The organism is Neorhizobium sp. T6_25 (assembly GCF_002968555.1).
Classification (GTDB): Bacteria; Pseudomonadota; Alphaproteobacteria; order Rhizobiales; family Rhizobiaceae; genus Neorhizobium.
This window is the reverse complement of record NZ_PVBL01000004.1, coordinates 48,281-64,294: the sequence shown is the minus strand read 5'-3', so window position 1 is coordinate 64,294 and position 16,014 is coordinate 48,281. Positions and strand designations below refer to the sequence as shown.

General features: G+C 62.2%; 15 protein-coding genes. 6 read left to right on the top strand and 9 right to left on the bottom strand.

Annotation, left to right across the window (positions count from 1 at the left end; genetic code table 11):
* Positions 1–250 precede the first annotated feature (250 nt).
* Both C5L10_RS06750 and C5L10_RS06745 read right to left on the bottom strand, forming a co-directional pair.
* On the bottom strand, positions 251–1,222 hold the full coding sequence (locus tag C5L10_RS06750; RefSeq protein ID WP_172716931.1) for a class I SAM-dependent methyltransferase: 972 nt from the start codon (positions 1,220–1,222) through the stop codon (positions 251–253).
* Between the two features lie 241 nt (positions 1,223–1,463).
* Complete coding sequence (locus C5L10_RS06745) at positions 1,464–2,342, bottom strand: sensor domain-containing diguanylate cyclase (RefSeq protein WP_205837027.1); 879 nt, start codon at positions 2,340–2,342, stop codon at positions 1,464–1,466.
* Between the two features lie 285 nt (positions 2,343–2,627).
* On the opposite strand from C5L10_RS06745, the gene C5L10_RS06740 reads away from it, so the two are divergent.
* From C5L10_RS06740 to C5L10_RS06730, 3 genes are all read left to right on the top strand, one after another.
* Positions 2,628–3,812 (top strand): benzoate/H(+) symporter BenE family transporter, encoded by a 1,185-nt coding sequence (locus C5L10_RS06740; RefSeq protein WP_105429016.1) that lies wholly within the window; start codon positions 2,628–2,630, stop codon positions 3,810–3,812.
* A gap of 325 nt (positions 3,813–4,137) precedes the next feature.
* Positions 4,138–5,856, top strand: coding sequence for a 2-isopropylmalate synthase (gene leuA, locus C5L10_RS06735; RefSeq protein ID WP_105429015.1), 1,719 nt, complete (start codon positions 4,138–4,140; stop codon positions 5,854–5,856).
* Between the two features lie 227 nt (positions 5,857–6,083).
* Complete coding sequence (locus C5L10_RS06730; RefSeq protein WP_105429014.1) at positions 6,084–6,683, top strand: hypothetical protein; 600 nt, start codon at positions 6,084–6,086, stop codon at positions 6,681–6,683.
* A gap of 161 nt (positions 6,684–6,844) precedes the next feature.
* Here C5L10_RS06730 and C5L10_RS06725 read toward each other — a convergent pair whose 3' ends face one another.
* The 3 genes from C5L10_RS06725 to C5L10_RS06715 form a co-directional block, all read right to left on the bottom strand.
* Positions 6,845–7,690 carry an anti-sigma factor gene (locus tag C5L10_RS06725; protein ID WP_105429013.1) on the bottom strand — a complete coding sequence of 282 codons (846 nt, stop codon included), beginning with the start codon at positions 7,688–7,690 and terminating at the stop codon, positions 6,845–6,847.
* 2 nt (positions 7,691–7,692) lie between these two features.
* Positions 7,693–8,178 (bottom strand): RNA polymerase sigma factor, encoded by a 486-nt coding sequence (locus C5L10_RS06720; RefSeq protein ID WP_105429012.1) that lies wholly within the window; start codon positions 8,176–8,178, stop codon positions 7,693–7,695.
* Between the two features lie 98 nt (positions 8,179–8,276).
* Positions 8,277–9,230, bottom strand: a complete 954-nt coding sequence (locus tag C5L10_RS06715; protein ID WP_105429222.1) for a metallophosphoesterase — start codon at positions 9,228–9,230, stop codon at positions 8,277–8,279.
* 65 nt (positions 9,231–9,295) lie between these two features.
* Here C5L10_RS06715 and C5L10_RS06710 point away from each other — a divergent pair, with 65 nt between their 5' ends.
* Complete coding sequence (locus C5L10_RS06710) at positions 9,296–9,784, top strand: NUDIX domain-containing protein (protein ID WP_105429011.1); 489 nt, start codon at positions 9,296–9,298, stop codon at positions 9,782–9,784.
* Between the two features lie 20 nt (positions 9,785–9,804).
* Here C5L10_RS06710 and C5L10_RS06705 read toward each other — a convergent pair whose 3' ends face one another.
* Positions 9,805–10,794, bottom strand: coding sequence for a glutathione S-transferase family protein (locus C5L10_RS06705; protein WP_105429010.1), 990 nt, complete (start codon positions 10,792–10,794; stop codon positions 9,805–9,807).
* Positions 10,795–11,053: 259 nt separating this feature from the next.
* Here C5L10_RS06705 and C5L10_RS06700 point away from each other — a divergent pair, with 259 nt between their 5' ends.
* Both C5L10_RS06700 and C5L10_RS06695 read left to right on the top strand, forming a co-directional pair.
* Positions 11,054–11,572 carry a GNAT family N-acetyltransferase gene (locus C5L10_RS06700; protein WP_105429009.1) on the top strand — a complete coding sequence of 173 codons (519 nt, stop codon included), beginning with the start codon at positions 11,054–11,056 and terminating at the stop codon, positions 11,570–11,572.
* Positions 11,573–11,649: 77 nt separating this feature from the next.
* Positions 11,650–12,963 (top strand): MFS transporter, encoded by a 1,314-nt coding sequence (locus tag C5L10_RS06695; RefSeq protein WP_105429008.1) that lies wholly within the window; start codon positions 11,650–11,652, stop codon positions 12,961–12,963.
* 1 nt (position 12,964) lies between these two features.
* Here C5L10_RS06695 and C5L10_RS06690 read toward each other — a convergent pair whose 3' ends face one another.
* The 3 genes from C5L10_RS06690 to C5L10_RS06680 are packed head-to-tail and all read right to left on the bottom strand — an operon-like array spanning position 12,965 to position 15,911.
* Entirely contained in the window at positions 12,965–13,384 is a 420-nt protein-coding gene (locus C5L10_RS06690; protein WP_105429007.1) for a GNAT family N-acetyltransferase, read from the bottom strand.
* A 40-nt stretch (positions 13,385–13,424) separates the two neighbouring features.
* Positions 13,425–13,841: a GNAT family N-acetyltransferase gene (locus C5L10_RS06685; RefSeq protein ID WP_105429006.1), complete on the bottom strand. Its 417-nt coding sequence runs from the start codon at positions 13,839–13,841 to the stop codon at positions 13,425–13,427.
* Between the two features lie 3 nt (positions 13,842–13,844).
* Positions 13,845–15,911 carry a hypothetical protein gene (locus tag C5L10_RS06680; RefSeq protein WP_105429005.1) on the bottom strand — a complete coding sequence of 689 codons (2,067 nt, stop codon included), beginning with the start codon at positions 15,909–15,911 and terminating at the stop codon, positions 13,845–13,847.
* Positions 15,912–16,014 lie beyond the last annotated feature (103 nt).

Sequence of the window (16,014 nt, the reverse complement as noted above, 5' to 3'; positions counted from 1 at the left end):
GATTTCCGATGGTGTCCCCCACTGTCGCCGACAAAATTTAAGATTGTCTAATTTATCCCCACGTCAGTTAGATTTGGCGCGGATAGCGCCGATCGAAAGTCCGACAGGGTGGGAAAAACGCTTGCCGCATCGACAATCGCCACTGGCGCCCCTCAAGGGCGACACTTTTCGCGTCATCCGGGTACAGGCCTCGCCTCAAGCTTCGGCGATCTCGTCCAGCCGCCTGGCCGCATCGACGCACCAGAACTGCCTATACGGGTGTGCGCTCCGGCACGCCCGGCCGGCGCCCGTAGACGGCGACGGAATCGTATTTCTTCTCGTCGGAGGCAAAGGCCGTCGAAAGAAGAAGCTGGATCGACCGCAGCACCGTATGCCGCCGGCCTGAAGGATGGGCGGTATATTCGCGGGTCCGGTCGTAGATCGAGGCCTCCCATTGCCGCCAGCTTGCATGGTGGTGGCGGGTATAACCCATGTATTGGAAGCAGGAGAAGGTGAAGCCGCCGAGGCCGATCGCCTTGCGAAGACAGGCGGGCGTGAAGAAGTAGAGATGACGCGGCGCGTCGAACATGGCCGAGCAGACGCCGAGGCTTTTGAAATGGGTGGCCGCGCAGTTGGGCACTTCGCAGAACAGTATCCCACCAGGACGCGTCAGGAAGAAGGCCTTCCGGAGCGCCAGGATCGGGTCGCGGCAATGTTCCAGCACATGGCGCATGATCACGAGATCGCAGCTCTGTCCTTTGAGATCGGCCGGAAGCTCCTCGCAGGTGCCCGCAAGCACCGTGATACCCGCCTTGGCTGCCTCGGCTCTTGCCGCTGCATCCGGCTCGACGCCGAGGACGTTGAAGCCGAGCGCCTTGAAACGGCTGAGGAGCTCACCGCCGCCGCAGCCGAGGTCGCAGATCGAGGCGCCCGGCGGCAGATCCTTGGCGATGCGCTCGGGATCGAGCGACTGGCCCTTGTCGAGGCGCCAGGCGGCGTGGAGCAACGCCCTGTCGAGGAGGGTCTGATTGACCTCCGCGAGATGGCTCTGCCCGTGGGTGTAATACCGCGCGGTATCATAAAAAGACGGGATTTCTTCCGAGCTGGGCATGGGGCTGACGGCGCCGAGCCCGCATTCCGTGCAGACCACGAAGTCTTTATGGGTGTTTTCGGCGCCCTTTAACGGGTCGAGCGGCATATACGTCCACGGGGCAGTCTGCCCACCGCAGGAAAAGCAGGTCATCTCGTGCTCCGCCAAAGATGGTCGCAATTTGCCGAGGATACCGATCTTCAACAACATGCCTAAAGTGATGATCTACCGATGGAGTATGGGTGATAATTGGGAATGGCGCTTGCCAATCCGCGTGTGTCGCCGATGCACAGTCCTCTGTTTTGTACCGCAGGGGATTTCGGCCGTGCCTATGCGGGGCTGATAAGGTTCCGGCCGGCACGCTTGGAACGGTAGAGACCGTCGTCGGCGCGCTTCAGAATGTCCTCGGAGGAGACATCCGCCGCCAGAAATTCGCCAAGCCGCCGCTGATCGTGGCGTGGTGGCCGAGCGTCTCCCGGACCTCGGTGGCGATGCGCTGGCGTAGCCGGTTGGCGATGACGATGCCGTGCTCCTGCCGGGTGGCGGGCATGACCACGACGAATTCGTCGCCGCCGAGGCGGGCGAGAAAGTCGGTCTTGCGCAATTCCAGGCGACAGACGCCGGCGATCGCTTTCAGAACCGCATCGCCCATCGCATGTCCAAGCTCGTCGTTGACGGTCTTGAAGTGATCGATGTCGAACATGAATACGGATGTCGGGATATGCTCGTCCCGAAAAAGCTCGAACTTCAGGGCGAGCACGTCCATCAGCTTTCGGCGGTTGAAGAAGCCGGTCAGCGCATCGGTTTCGCTTTGGTGGCGCAGCTGGTTCTCGACGGCGTTCTTTTCCGTGATGTTGCTGGCGACCCAGACGATCGCATCCTCGCCGTCGACCTGGAAATCAAGCGCCTGCAAGCGCCCCTCGAACCAGATCAGGTGGGCGGGACCATCGTTCTGCAGCCCCTTCACGTCGCTGCCGGAGAGGCTATATTCGATGATATGCAGGGCACGCGAGGCCAGCGCCTTTTCGATCTCCCGCACAAAACGTTGCGCCTTCTCGACGACGAGGACGTCGTAGAGGCTCTTGCCGACGAGATAGCTGCCCTCGTGATAATAGCGGGTGTCCTTGCCGCCGAAGAGCGCGGCATAACGGCCGCTACGGGTCAGGACGAAGCAGGGGTCCGGGAGCGCCGACAGAATGAAATAAAGCTGATCGCGGGAAAAGGCGGTTTCCTGTCCGATCTGGATCTCTGGCGCAAGGTGAGCTGCCGTCATTGCGTTTCCCGGGGCGTTGATGCAATCCGGGCTGCATGGCCGGACCGACCGGAAGCAACGGGCGCACGGTCCAGAGACTACCGCCAAACTCCTTCCAAATTATCAACAGATGCGAATATTCGCAGGCACGAACAAAGGCGTGGCCGGGTAGCCGGTAAAGGCAAATGGCCGGTCGCAGCCATGGCTTTCCCGTTCGGCCGTACCCCTTTGCGGTAAACGCGCCTTGCCTTTGCCGCCGGGCCTATGTTCGATTGCGGACTTTCAAATTCATGAGTCCCCGCCGGTATGTTCAAGGATTTTTCCGTTTCAGCCCTGATGATGGGGCTGCTCACAGCCTTTGTCGGGTTCATCAGCTCGTTTGCGGTCATCATGCAGGGGCTGCAGGCGATGGGTGCGACCGCACCGGAAATCGCCTCGGCGCTCTTGGCGCAGTCGATCTCCATGGGCATCTTGGCGATCGTGTTCTCGAGCTGGTACCGGATGCCGATCAGCATCGCCTGGTCGACGCCGGGGGCGGCGCTTCTGTCCGGCATCAGCATGATCGAAGGCGGGTTTCCGGCCGTGGTAGGCGCTTTCGTGGTCTGCGGCGTACTGATCATTCTCTCCGGCCTGTTCCGGCCGCTCAGCCGTGCGATCCGGCTGATCCCGGCGCCGCTCGCCAATGCCATGCTGGCCGGCATTCTCCTCAGCCTTTGCCTCGCGCCGGTGAAGGCTGTCGCCTTCAATGCCGCGCTCGGCCTGCCGATCGTGCTGACCTGGATGGTCGTGGTTTCCAGGTGGCGGCTGTGGGCGGTGCCGGCGTCGCTCGGCGCGCTGATCCTGGTGCTGGTCTTCGGCGTCGACCTTGCCCCCGACGCGATGGCGCAGATCGGCGCGGCGATCCATCCGGGCCTCACTTTCGTCACGCCGGTCTTCACCCTGCATGGGGTGATCTCGGTCGCGCTGCCGCTGTTCATCGTCACCATGGCCTCGCAGAACATTCCCGGCATGGCGATCCTGAAGGTGCACCACTACGAGCCGCCGCCGGGCGTGATGTTTGTCGGCACCGGCATCTTCTCGATCCTCGGCGGGCTGGTTGGCGGCGTGCCGGTCAACATGGCGGCGATCACGGCGGCGATGTGCGCCAGCGAGGATGCCCACCCCGACCCCGCCAGACGCTACTGGGCGGCAATCGTCGCCGGCTTCGGTTACATCGTGTTCGGCCTGATCGCCGGCGGCATCATCGCCTTCGTGTCGCTGGCTCCGCCGATCCTGCTGCAGGCGGTGGCAGGTCTCGGCCTGATCGGCGCCTTTGCCAACGCGGCCTTTGCCGCCTATCGCGACCCGGAAACGCGCGAAGCCGCGGCGATCACCTTCCTCGTGACGGCGTCGGGTCTTTCGTTTGCGGGGATTTCCGGGGCCTTCTGGGGGCTGGTCGCCGGTGGGGTGATGATGGCGCTGCAGCGTTTCATGCAGGCTCTGAAAAAGTAGAGGGCACTTGCGTCATTCGGGACACGCGGCTATACATCCTGCCCATGACCATGACAGGCGCAATCATGTCCGACCGTTCGTCTACCCGCCGCATCGCGCCCGGGACGATGGTATTTGCGCTTTCCTCGCTTCTTAGCCTCGACCTTACGCGCGGTTGCCGGGTCCGTTGAGGAGCGCCCGGCGGCCGAAGGCCCGCCCGGCATAAGAGCTCCTCTCACGAACATTCAAGACCGAGCCACCAAAGACCGCTGAAGGTCCGCATCGACGACGGCCAATTCCCCAGATGGGTGCCGAGTGACGCGTGAAGCGAGAAGAGACGACGACAATGGACGCCAAGACCCATTCCGCCAAATCCGGCCATAAATCCGGGATGCCCGACGCGGCTGTGAAATACCGCGCTTACCCGCCCATCAACATTCCCGACCGCACCTGGCCCACGAAAACCATCACCAAGGCGCCGATCTGGTGTTCGGTCGACCTGCGCGACGGCAACCAGTCTCTGGTCAACCCGATGGGCCATGACCGCAAGGCCCGCATGTTCCGCATGCTGCTCGACATGGGCTTCAAGGAAATCGAGATCGGTTTCCCATCCGCCTCGCAGACCGATTTCGACTTCGCCCGCTGGTGCGTGGAAGAGGGCGGTGTGCCGGAAGACGTGTCCATGCAGGTCCTGGTCCAGTGCCGGCCGGAGCTGATCACCCGCACCTTCGAATCTCTGGAGGGCGCCCACAAGCCGATCATCCACTTCTACAACTCGACCTCCGAGCTGCAGCGCCGCGTGGTGTTCGCCAAGGATGTCGCCGGTATCAAGCAGATCGCGGTGGATGCGGCCAAGATGATCACCGACATGGCAACCAAGTCGGGTGGCGGTTTTCGTTTCCAGTATTCGCCGGAAAGCTTTACCGGCACCGAACTGGAAGTGGCGCTGGAAATCTGCAATGCGGTCACCGAGGTGATCAGGCCGACCGCCGAGGACAAGCTGATCCTCAACCTGCCCTCGACGGTGGAGATGGCGACCCCGAACGTCTACGCGGACCAGATCGAATGGATGTGCCGCAATCTCGACAACCGCGAAAACATCATCATCTCGCTGCATCCGCATAACGACCGCGGCACCGGTATCGCTGCGACCGAGCTCGGCCTGATGGCGGGTGCGGACCGTGTCGAAGGCACGTTGTTCGGCAATGGCGAGCGCACCGGCAATGTCGACGTGGTGACGCTGGCCTTGAACATGTACACGCAGGGCGTCGATCCGGAACTGGATTGCTCCGATATCGAGCGGATCAAGGCGGTCTACGAATATTCCAACCAGATGGTCATTCCCGAACGGCATCCTTATGTCGGCGAACTGGTCTATACGGCCTTTTCCGGCTCGCACCAGGATGCGATCAACAAGGGCATGAAGGCGATCAGGCAAGCCAATCACCCCGTCTGGGAAGTGCCTTACCTGCCGATCGACCCGCGCGATGTCGGCCGTTCCTACGAGGCGATCATCCGCATCAACTCGCAGTCGGGCAAGGGCGGCATCGCCTATATCCTGGCGGAGGATTACGGCCTGAACCTGCCGCGCAACCTGCAGGTGGAGTTCCGCGAGGAGATCCAGCGGATCACCGACGAAGAGGGCGTGGAGCTTCCCGCCAGGCGCATCTATGAAAGCTTCATCGAGCGTTATGTCGAGCAGCCCGGCGGACGGCTGAAATTCGTCGATCACCACACCTTTCCGGCCGGGGTCGATCACAAGGGCGTTCGCGTCGTCGCAGCGGAGATCACCGACGGCGGCGAGACAAAGCGGATCGAAGGCACGGGCACGGGACCGATCGACGGCTTCATCAACGCACTGTCGACCTATCTCGGCATAGAACTTTCGGTCGCCGACTATTCCGAACATTCGCTGCAGCACGGCTCGAACGCGTCTGCCATCGCCTATGTGGAGATGGAGCACCCGAACGGAAAACTGTTCGGCGCCGGCATCAACAAAAACATCGTCGCGGCCTCGCTCGAAGCGATCGTCTCGGCGGCGAACCGGGTGATCGAGGGGCGCTGAGGAAGGTCGGGGCTGTAAAAATTGCAGAGGGCCGCTCGACTATCTGGGCGGCCTCTTGATTGTCGCAGGAAGTTTAGAACTGGACTTGTTTTTGCTCGCCTGACGTGCAATTTGCCCATAGTGTGGCGGGGGCATCAGACGTAAGTGCCGGGAACCAAAGCACGCATAGTACGCGATTTAATTTGTCATCACGTCTATTCGGCTGATTTTATGAATAGGTTGTGGCCATGAGTGATGATGAAGCGTCATATCTCAAAGAAATCTCGATTTTCGATATTCCCGAGTTTTTTTATTTAAAAATTTTATTCCGAAAAATACTCATGTGCTCATTTTTCATTTTTTTCAGCTTAGGTATTTTTATTGGTTTTTTCCGCTTTGATCATTCTTTCTGCGATAATTTTTTGAGTTCTGCCGGCTCAAGTATCAATTCACTATTGATACTTGAGCGTGATACAGATTTGTTGCGCTGCAGATTGATTTTGTCATTATGTACGTTTCCGGCCGTTATGCTTGCAATTTCGTTATTATTTTCTATTTTGATGGTGCGTCATTTTTTTATTTTTACTCAATTCCAGAGTGGAAGTTATAAATTCCAGAATTTCATGAGGGAAAGCTTTTCGAGTGTAATTTTCTCTTTAGCCTTGTTATTGGCAATATATTGGCATCCGCAGCAAGGGCGATATGGAGGCTCGGGTGAGGTTTTGCTTGGCGGCGCTTTTATCATCGTCTTTGCGTCATTCGCTTGGTATATTTTTTGCGCTGCATTTCTTGCTTTGATGATACTTACAGCAACATACTTCGGGCAATTTCGAGAAAATAGATCTTGAACATTATTGACGGCTGCACGGCGGTAATGCAGCAATTTTCGCTGACAGCTGCATCCCCGTTTTTGTCATTACTTTTAACTTTACTGCGGTTAACCGCTCACAGATAACTCGCTTGAATCTAAGGCGCTCTTAGGCAGCCAGGCGTTTCCGTATGTCGTAGCCTAAATCAGCCCCGCCGCCTTGGCCGCGATATCATCCAGATCGGCCGCAGACGAGGGGCCGACGATCATATAGGTGGCCAGCGGCGTGACCCAGGAGACGAGGCCGGTGTCGTTGCGGATTTCCTCGATCGAGCGGTTGCTCTCGGGCCGGGTCTTGGTGAAGGAAATGGCGATCACGTCGCCGTCTCCTTCGCCATCGGTCCGGCGGTAGAGAAGCTGGCCGACCGGCCCGCCGCCGGCGGCAAACAGCCGGGCACCCTGGAAGGTCAGGCCGCTGTCGCTGAGATCGGGGATCCGAAAGCCGACGCCGGTATTGGTGGTCAGCCATTCGAGGATATCGGCAGGCCTGTCGGCCGGGATTTCAGCAAGGTGATTGGTCTGGCGCGCATAGAGCCGGTAATGGGCGATGATATCGTCCAGCCAGTCGCGGCTGCTGGTGCCGGGCATGGAGATCATCGAAAACTGCGGCACCGCGGGATTGCCGCCGATCATATAGCCGATGCCGCCGCCGAACACGAAAAACAGGGCGCAGGCGGCCACTGCCTGTAGGCCGGACGGCTTGAAGGAAAGCGTCGGGCGCGGCCCCTGCGGCAGGCGTACGGCCCGGCGCGGCAGCGGCGCATTCTTGATGGTGCGCACCAGATCGAGCGGCACCGGCTCCTTCAGCATGTCGTCAAACGCGCGCCTTCCGAGATCGGCGCCGCGCTTCAGCGCGTCGTGCAGAGACCGCGCCTGCGGGTCGTTGACCAGCAGTTCCTCGACGTCATGCCTGTCGTCGTCGCTGGTCCGGCCATCGATATAGGCGGAAAGACGGAGTTCGAGCTGCGAAGGCTGGGGGATGTTCATCCTCACGCTCTCCGCTCGCTCGTTTCGGCGGCGGCCGCCGCCAGGCTGAGACGTGCGGTGCAAAGGCGGGCGGCAAAGAGATCCGGCTGGATGCCGAGAATGGCGGCGGCCTCCGCGTAAGCGAAACCTTCCACATCGGCGAGCAGGAAAACGCTCGCCAGCCCGTCCGGCAGGCAGGCGAGGGCGTCCTTCTTCGACGGGCGGGAACTTCCGGCCGTGGAAGCGTCGTCTGTGGCATGGATATCGGCGCGACGGCGCTTCTTGGCCTCGTCCACGAAGGTGCTGCGGATCATGCTGAAAAGCCAGCTTTCCAGCCGGCCTTCGCCCTTCCAGTGATGGCTTTTCTGGATCGCCCGGCCTGCCGCTCCACGCACCAGATCATCGGCCTCGGCAGCGCTTCCCGTCAGCGTCAGCGCAAAACGGCGCAGGCGCGGCAGGAGCGCTACGAGATCGCGCCGGATGTCGGTCGATGGGCTCGGCTGGGTCATGTATAGGAGCGGCTTACCTGTGATTTACTGAAATAACCGGAACGAACTCATAGCTATGACGGGATTGTGGCGATTCCGCAACAATCGCGCCATTGATTCTACAACATTCTCGCGACTTGCGGTATCGACATCGTTGCTGGCTCCTCGCCGTAGAGAAGCCGGCTGTTGTCGAGCGTAACGCCGTCGCCCCGTTCGGTGAGGCCATAACGGTCGCAAAGAAGGTTCCAGGCGCCGGGCTCGCCAGAGAGCGTGAAGAGGTTGTAGGCGGCGCGCGGCTTGTGTCCGCCAGGCCCCTGGGACGCCGACGCGATGCCGACCACCGGGACGTTGCCGGTATGGCTTCGCAGCCAGTAGAGCGTATTGAGATGCGTATGCCCATGCAGCACCAGTTCCGCGCCGCCGGTCGAGACCGCGGCGGCGAACCGGCGGATGCCGAGCATGCGCTTGTGCGAGGAAGCGGCACCGCGGATCGGCGGATGGTGGATCAGCACCACCCGGAAGAGGCCTTCGTCTCCGGCTCTCTTCAACAGGTTGACCGTCTCGCGGGCCTGCCGCGAGCCGAAATAACCCGAGGCCGAAAAGGGCAGGGTGGCATTGGAGGTCGAGCAGCCGATGATGGCCAGCGGACCGCGCCGGCGCAGCGTCGGGAAGATATGATCCTCTTCAGGCCATTCGGCCGGATCGTCGTCGCTCTTGATGAACGGATACCATTCGTTGACCGATTTGTCGTGCGCGCCCGGCACATAGGCGTCATGGTTGCCGGGCACGACAGTCGTATCATAGGGCTCGCCAATGGTGCGCAGCCACTCGCCGGCAAGCCGCGTCTCGATCTTGGTCGCCAGGTTGACGAGATCGCCGGTGATGACGAGCTGGTCCGGTTCGCGCGTCTTCAAATCGCTCAAGAGCAGGTCGAGCGTATTGACGAAAAGGTGCTTGCGCCGATTGCGGTGCCAGTTCACAAACCCGGTGATCCGCTTCGAGAAAAGCTCGCGGAGCGTGAGTTTTGGAAGCGGCCCCAGATGGATGTCGGAAATATGCGCGAATTTGAACATGGCGCAGACATAACGCATGAGCGCAGAAATCGTTATCGATTTTCTGAACGCTGCCGGAGTTATGAATGAGCCGGGAAGGGGTGCCGGAAATCCGCGGTATGCGCACCCGGGTCGTCGTCTGGCTGCTGCACCGGGTCTTCATGCTGACGCGCGGCATGACGCTCGGGGTGCGGGCCGCCTGCTTCGACGGCGAAGGCCGCATCTTCCTCGTGCGTCATACCTATGTGCCCGGCTGGTACATGCCGGGAGGCGGCGTCGAGCGCGGGGAGACGGTGTTCGACGCTCTGCGCAAGGAGCTACGCGAGGAGGGCAATCTGGAGATTGTCGGGGAGATTTCGCTCTTTCACGCCTACTACAATCGCAATGCCAGCAAACGCGACCATGTCCTGTTCTATCGGGTGACGGTGGAGCAGACGGCTCCGCGTGCGCCGGACCGGGAGATTGCCGAAAGCGGGTTCTTTGCGCTCGATGCGCTGCCGGAGGAGACGACCGCCGCGACGCTACGGCGGTTGCGGGAGTTGAAGGGCGAGGTGGAGAGGGCGGATTACTGGTGAGGCGCTGACGCCCCAAAACATCAAGCCACCCGCTTCAGCTTCTCCCGCCCATGCGGTGCGTCGAGGTCCATCACCGGGCCGACGGGGACGATGCCGGTCGGGTTGATGGTCTTGTGGCTCCCATAATAGTGGTGCTTGATGTGGAACAGGTTGCAGGTCTCGGCGATGCCGGGTTGCTGATAGAGATCAGCGAGATAGCCGGACAGGTTCGGGTAGTCCACGATGCGGCGGATGTTGCACTTGAAGTGGCCGACATAGACCGGATCGAAGCGCAGCAGCGTGGTGAACAGGCGCCAGTCTGCCTCGGTCGTGGTGTCGCCGAACAGGTAGCGGCTGCCTGACAGGCGCTGCTCCAGAATGTCGAGCGTTTCGAACAACCGGGTGACGGCGGCTTCGTAGGCGTCCTGGACGGTCGCGAAACCGGCCTTGTAGACGCCGTTGTTCACCGTGTCGTAGACGAGCGCGTTCAGTTCGTCGATTTCGCCGCGCAGAGCTTGGGGATAAAAATCCGCCGTCGAGCCGGTCAGGCCGTCGAAGGCGCTGTTGAACATGCGGATGATCTCGGAACTCTCGTTCGAGACGATGGTGTTCTCAAGCTTGTCCCAGAGGACGGGCACGGTGACGCGGCCGGAATAGTTGGGATCGGCCTTCAGATAGACCTGGTAGAGATAGTCCGAGCCGAACAGGTCGTCGCCGGTGGCGCCGTCACGTTTCCGGAATTCCCAGCCGTTCTCCAGCATCAGGTAATCGACGACCGAGACCGAGACCAGGTCCTCGATCTTTTTCAGCTTGCGGAAGATCAGGGTGCGGTGCGCCCAGGGACAGGCATAGGAAACATAGAGGTGGTAGCGCCCGGCTTCGGCCTTGAAGCCTTGCCTGCCGGAGGGACCGGCGGAACTGTCCGCGGTCACCCAGTTGCGGAACTGCGATTCCGCCCGCTTGAAATGACCCTTGTTTTCCTTGGTGTCGTACCAGACGTCATGCCATTTCCCATCGACAAGCATGCCCATGGCGATCTCCTTCGTGTTCGTTGCCGCAATAGATACGGCAACCTCACCGGATTGCGAGCCGGGTTTTTATGAACGCTGTGTTTTTGCATTGGACGATCAGAATTTTTCCTGCTACTTCGCTTTCCGAAATTTGGAGAAACCTTTTTCCATGACCGAAGTACGGACACTGCGACGACGCTGATCATCGACCACGACGCTTGAACAGGCGTCATCGAGATCCCTTGTCCTGTCCGCTCTCAATCTACGGCTTCGGTCCTTCATGTCTCAGCACAACGCCCTCTATAAGCACGAACTCGTTTATCTCACGGAAGATGCATCCCATGATGAGGTCATCGAACTCATCAACGCGGAAGCCTTCGGCCCCGGGCGCCATACCCGCGCCGCCGCCCGCATCCGCGAGCAGGGGCCGCATGACCGGACACTCTCCTTCGTCTGTGCCGATGACGGCGAAACGATCGCTTCGGTCAGGATGACGCCGGTCCATGCGGGTTCGGTGAAAGGCCATCTGCTCGGACCGCTTGCGGTGCGGCCGTCGCACAAGAACCAGGGCATCGGCCGGGAACTGGTACGGATCGCCATCGACGCGGCGAGGCGCCAGGGTTCGGAAGCGGTCATCCTCGTCGGCGATCCGCCTTATTACGGCCCGCTCGGGTTCGAGAAGGTTGCCTATGGCGCGCTGGAATTCCCGGGACCTGTCGATCCCGGCCGAGTACTGGTCGTGCCGATCGCAGCCGACGTGCATGCGCGGCTCAAGGGCGTCATCGGCTGGCGCGGATAGGCCGTTTCCTTTAAGCAGATGACGGATCGGTCGGCGAAAGCCGGCCGCACGATTCGTCGAAGCGAGGGACCGGGCGCATGACAGCAATCACCATGGACGAGGCGCTCGATCGCGCCGGAGCGGGGACCTATCAGCGACGGCTGATGGGGGTTTTCGGCCTCGTCTGGACGGCCGATGCGATGCAGGTGCTGGCGGTCGGTTTCACCGCCGCCTCTATCGCGGCAAGTTTCGGGCTGACCGTGCCGCAGGCGCTGCAGACCGGCACGGCCTTCTTCTTCGGCATGCTGCTTGGCGCGCTCGGTTTCGGCAGGCTTGCCGACCGGATCGGCCGCCGCCGGGTGCTGATCGTCACGGTTGGCTGCGATGCGCTGTTCGGCACGCTCTCCATCTTTGCCCCGGATTTCACCATTCTGCTTGTCCTGCGCTTCCTGACCGGCGCTGCCGTCGGCGGCACGCTGCCTGTCGATTATGCGATGATGGCGGAATTCCTGCCTGCCAGAAACCGCGGCCGCTGGCTGGTCCTGCTCGAAGGCTTCTGGGCAGTCGGGACGCTGATCGTGGCGCTCGCCGCCTGGGCCGCAAGCCTTGCCGGCGTCGCCGATGCCTGGCGTTATATCTTTGCGGTTACCGCCATTCCGGCGATCGCCGGCATTGGCCTGCGTTTCCTTGTGCCGGAATCGCCGCTCTACCTGATGCGCTCGGGCCGCAATGACGAGGCGAGGGCTATCGTCGACCGGATGCTCGTCGTCAATGGTCGTCCGCAGCTCGCGGCTGGCACCAGCCTGGTCCCGGCGCCGCCGGTCAAGGCAACCGGCCTCTTCTCGGGCGAGTTGCGCCAGCGCAGCATCATGATCCTGGCGATCTGGTTCCTCGTCTCGGTCTCCTATTACGGCGTCTTTACCTGGATGCCGGCGAGGCTCGCCGGCGAGGGCTTCGGTTTCGTGCGCGGTTACGGCTTCCTGGTCCTGGTCGCGCTTGCCCAGCTTCCAGGCTATGCGCTTGCCGCCTATGGTGTGGAGAGATGGGGCCGCAAGCCGACGCTGATCGGCTTCTGCCTGCTCTCGGCGCTCGGCTGCCTGATGTTTGTCGTCGCACCCAGCGCCCTCCTGGTCGGGGCGGCATTGCTGATCATGAGCTTTGCGCTGCTCGGCACCTGGGGTGCGCTCTATGCCTATACGCCGGAACTTTATCCGACCGCGTCACGGGCGACCGGCATGGGGGCAGCCGGCGCCATGGCCCGTCTCGGCGGCCTGCTGGCGCCATCACTGGTCGGTTATGTCGTGGTTCAGGGGCTCGGCCTGACGATCGGCATCTTTGCCGGCCTGCTGGTGATCGCGGCGATTGCCGCGACGATGATCAATGCGGAAACGCGGCAGGTCTCTATCGCCTGAGCTAGAACCGTTTTTGCAGCCACGTCACCGAATGGCCTCCTTCGAGGCCTTTCAGCGTGCCGATCTCTGTGTAACCCTGCTTCAGATAAAGCTTGAGTGCGGCGGGGTTCATCGTGTCGATATAGGCGCCGATCGCGCCGCGGGCGCGGGCTTCGGCCTCCGCCATGTCGAGCATGCGGGCGGCAAGGCCGCGGCCGCGCAGTTCGTCGGGGATGTAGAGCATCGAAACGTAGAGCCAGCCGCGGCCGGTATAGCCGGTCAGCCCACCGATGAGTTTGCCGTCGTCGTCATGCAGCGGCACCGCCAGCTCGCGGCGGTTCGTGGGGCCGAACGTCGCTGCATTGTGGGTCATCAGCCGTTCGAGGATGAAATCCTCCTCGTCGGCGGTCATGCCTTCGATGATTTTCAGGTCGATATCCATGCGGCTATTCCCGTCTCCATCTTCGGAGCGCACGGATAACCTACAGAGCTTTCCTGAGGAAGGTGCGGGTGCGGCCCTTCGGAAATTCCGGCAGTTCCCCGAAGATTTCGTAGCCCTGGCGCATATAGGCCTTGCGGGCGACCGGGCTGAACGTGTCGATCCAGGCGCCATGGCAGCCGCGGGCGCGGGCTTCCTGTTCGGCCTGGCTCAGCAGCTTGCCGGCCATGCCTTCCCCCCGCAACGTTTCCGGGACGAAAAGCCATTGGGTGAAGAGCCAGCCCCAGGCCGTATAGCCGGAAAGCCCCCCGATCGCCTTTCCATCCATATCGCGGATCAGGATGGCGAGAGCTTCACGTTCCGACGGGCCGACATCGGCTTCGTTGAAGGCGGTCAGTCCCTCGCTGATCGCAGCCAGTTCCTCCGGCCGGGGCGAGGCAGTCATATCAAGCTGCGTCATGCCTCAGCGACCCTCGCGCCACCACATCGCCGCGACCGCGAAGAGCAGGGCGGAGAGGCCGGCGAAACCGGCAAACAGCGGCAGCGTGTTGATGCCGCGCAGCACCGTCTCGTCGGTCAGGCGGATCACCATGCGGTCGGGATCGTTGACGCGCACTTCGCCGCGTACCGGCAATATGTCCGGCAGCGAGATGCCGTCGCCCGAGGCGACGCGGGTGACGAGCCCGCGGGTCTTGTCGGCATAGGGTTTCAAGGTGGCCTCGGTCGAGATCATCGCCTTGAACTCCGGCGCATCCACCGTGCCGACATGCACCAGCGTCGAAAACTCGCCGTTGGTGACTTCGAACAGGCCGGTCTCTTCCATGCGGCGCTCCAGCCGGTACTGGCCGGGACCGGCTGAAGTCATCGGCATGGTCTCGGTGCGGCCGGACGGATATTTGATCGTCGCGGGCCCCGGGTCGTCGCCGATCGTCTGGCGGGTGGCTTCGAGCGTGCGGCCGACGGCGCGGGCGGTCAGCGCCTCTTCCTCCAGTTCCGGTTCCTTCATCAGCCAGTGGGCGATGCGGCGATAGAGCGAGACGTGCGGGCCGCCGCCTTCGAAACCGCGGGCCCAGAGCCATCCCTGGTCCGAGAGCAGCATGGCGACGCGGCCTTCGCCCTGCCGGTTGAGGACGAGCAGCGGGCGGTCGCCGTCGCCTTCCATGACGGTCTGGCCCTGCGGCGTATCGACGTCGATGGTGCGGAACCAGCGGCCCCAGGCCGGCGGGTTGGCATTGGAGCCGTCGAGCCCGCGGGTCACGGGGTGCTTTTCGCCCTCCGGTGACAGATGCGGATAAAAGGCGGCGCTGTGGACTTCGCCGGTCGGCGCGGCCGGCAGGACCTGTTCGAGCGGCGTCGAGGCGATCGAATCCTCGCCGGCATGTTCGGGGCCGGCGGCGATCAGCAGCGCGCCGCCATTGTTCACGTACTGGGCGATGTAGTCGTAATAGAGGATCGGCAGCACGCCGCGGTGCTTGTAGCGGTCGAAGATGATCAGGTCGAAATCCTTGATCTTTTCGACGAAAAGCTCGCGGGTCGGGAAGGCGATCAGCGACAGTTCGTTGATCGGCGTGCCGTCCTGTTTTTCCGGCGGGCGCAGGATGGTGAAATGCACGAGGTCGACCGACGCATCGGACTTCAAGAGGTTGCGCCAGGCACGCTCGCCGGCATGCGGCTCGCCGGAGACGAGCAGCACACGCAGGTTCTGGCGGATGCCGTCGATGACGTGGACGGCGCGGTTGTTGGCGATCGTCACTTCGCCCGGAAGCTCGGCAACCGAAAACTCCATGACGTTGTTGCCGCCGCGCGGAACCGTGAAGGAGAAGGGCGTCTCCTGGCCCGGCGTGGCGCGCAGCGTCGCGGTCTGCTGGCCGTTCATGCGCACGGTCACCTGTGCCGGTCCGCCGCCGGTGCGACCGTCGTCGAAGACCCGCAGCGTCAGTTCCTGTTCCTCGCCGACGATGCCGAAACGCGGCGCGCGGACCACTTCGACGCGACGGTCGAACTCGTCGGGCTTGCCGGTGATCAGGCCGTGGACGGGGGCGTTGAAGCCGAGGTCCTGATTGATGCCGGGCAGGTCGTGGATCTGGCCGTCTGTCAGGAAGACCGCACCGCCGATACGGGCCGGCGGCACGTCGGAAATGGCGGAACGAAGGGCCGTGAACAGCTTTGTCGACGGCGTGTCGGATTCGCCGTCGTCATCGACCTCGACAATGCGCGTCTCGATGCGCGGGTAGCGGGAGAACCGGTCCTTGAGGCTCGCGAGTGCCTCGTCGGTCTGCTGCTTGCGCTGGGCGGTATCCTGGCTCTGCGAGCGGTCGACGATGATCGGCACCACGGTCGAAAGCTGGTCGCGGTCCTCCTGCAGCAGCGTCGGGTTGGCGAGCGCCAGGAGCAGGGCGGCGAGCGCCAGCGTGCGCAGGGTGGCGCCGCGGATGCCGCGCCAGAAGGCAAGGCCTGCGAGGATCAGCGCAAAGACGCCGAGCGCGGCGAGGATCGGCCAGGAGAAGAAGGGCGCGAATTCGATGGTCATGAGGATTTCCCTCTATTGGCCGGGGAAATTGCGGTTACCCCCTCATCCGATCCTTCGGACCAACTTCTCCCCGCTGGGGTGAAGAGGGAGTTTGCCGCGACGG

Excerpts from the sequence above, each read along its gene's own strand:
- C5L10_RS06745 (WP_205837027.1), bottom strand. The coding sequence starts at position 2,342 with ATGACGGCAGCTCACCTTGCGCCAGAGATCCAGATCGGACAGGAAACC.
- C5L10_RS06680 (WP_105429005.1), bottom strand. The coding sequence starts at position 15,911 with ATGACCATCGAATTCGCGCCCTTCTTCTCCTGGCCGATCCTCGCCGCG.
- C5L10_RS06740 (WP_105429016.1), top strand. The coding sequence starts at position 2,628 with ATGTTCAAGGATTTTTCCGTTTCAGCCCTGATGATGGGGCTGCTCACA.
- C5L10_RS06695 (WP_105429008.1), top strand. The coding sequence starts at position 11,650 with ATGACAGCAATCACCATGGACGAGGCGCTCGATCGCGCCGGAGCGGGG.
- C5L10_RS06710 (WP_105429011.1), top strand. The coding sequence starts at position 9,296 with ATGAGCCGGGAAGGGGTGCCGGAAATCCGCGGTATGCGCACCCGGGTC.
- C5L10_RS06730 (WP_105429014.1), top strand. The coding sequence starts at position 6,084 with ATGAGTGATGATGAAGCGTCATATCTCAAAGAAATCTCGATTTTCGAT.
- C5L10_RS06715 (WP_105429222.1), bottom strand. The coding sequence starts at position 9,230 with ATGTTCAAATTCGCGCATATTTCCGACATCCATCTGGGGCCGCTTCCA.
- C5L10_RS06750 (WP_172716931.1), bottom strand. The coding sequence starts at position 1,222 with ATGACCTGCTTTTCCTGCGGTGGGCAGACTGCCCCGTGGACGTATATG.
- C5L10_RS06720 (WP_105429012.1), bottom strand. The coding sequence starts at position 8,178 with ATGACCCAGCCGAGCCCATCGACCGACATCCGGCGCGATCTCGTAGCG.
- C5L10_RS06700 (WP_105429009.1), top strand. The coding sequence starts at position 11,054 with ATGTCTCAGCACAACGCCCTCTATAAGCACGAACTCGTTTATCTCACG.
- C5L10_RS06690 (WP_105429007.1), bottom strand. The coding sequence starts at position 13,384 with ATGGATATCGACCTGAAAATCATCGAAGGCATGACCGCCGACGAGGAG.
- C5L10_RS06725 (WP_105429013.1), bottom strand. The coding sequence starts at position 7,690 with ATGAACATCCCCCAGCCTTCGCAGCTCGAACTCCGTCTTTCCGCCTAT.
- C5L10_RS06685 (WP_105429006.1), bottom strand. The coding sequence starts at position 13,841 with ATGACGCAGCTTGATATGACTGCCTCGCCCCGGCCGGAGGAACTGGCT.
- C5L10_RS06705 (WP_105429010.1), bottom strand. The coding sequence starts at position 10,794 with ATGGGCATGCTTGTCGATGGGAAATGGCATGACGTCTGGTACGACACC.
- leuA (WP_105429015.1), top strand. The coding sequence starts at position 4,138 with ATGGACGCCAAGACCCATTCCGCCAAATCCGGCCATAAATCCGGGATG.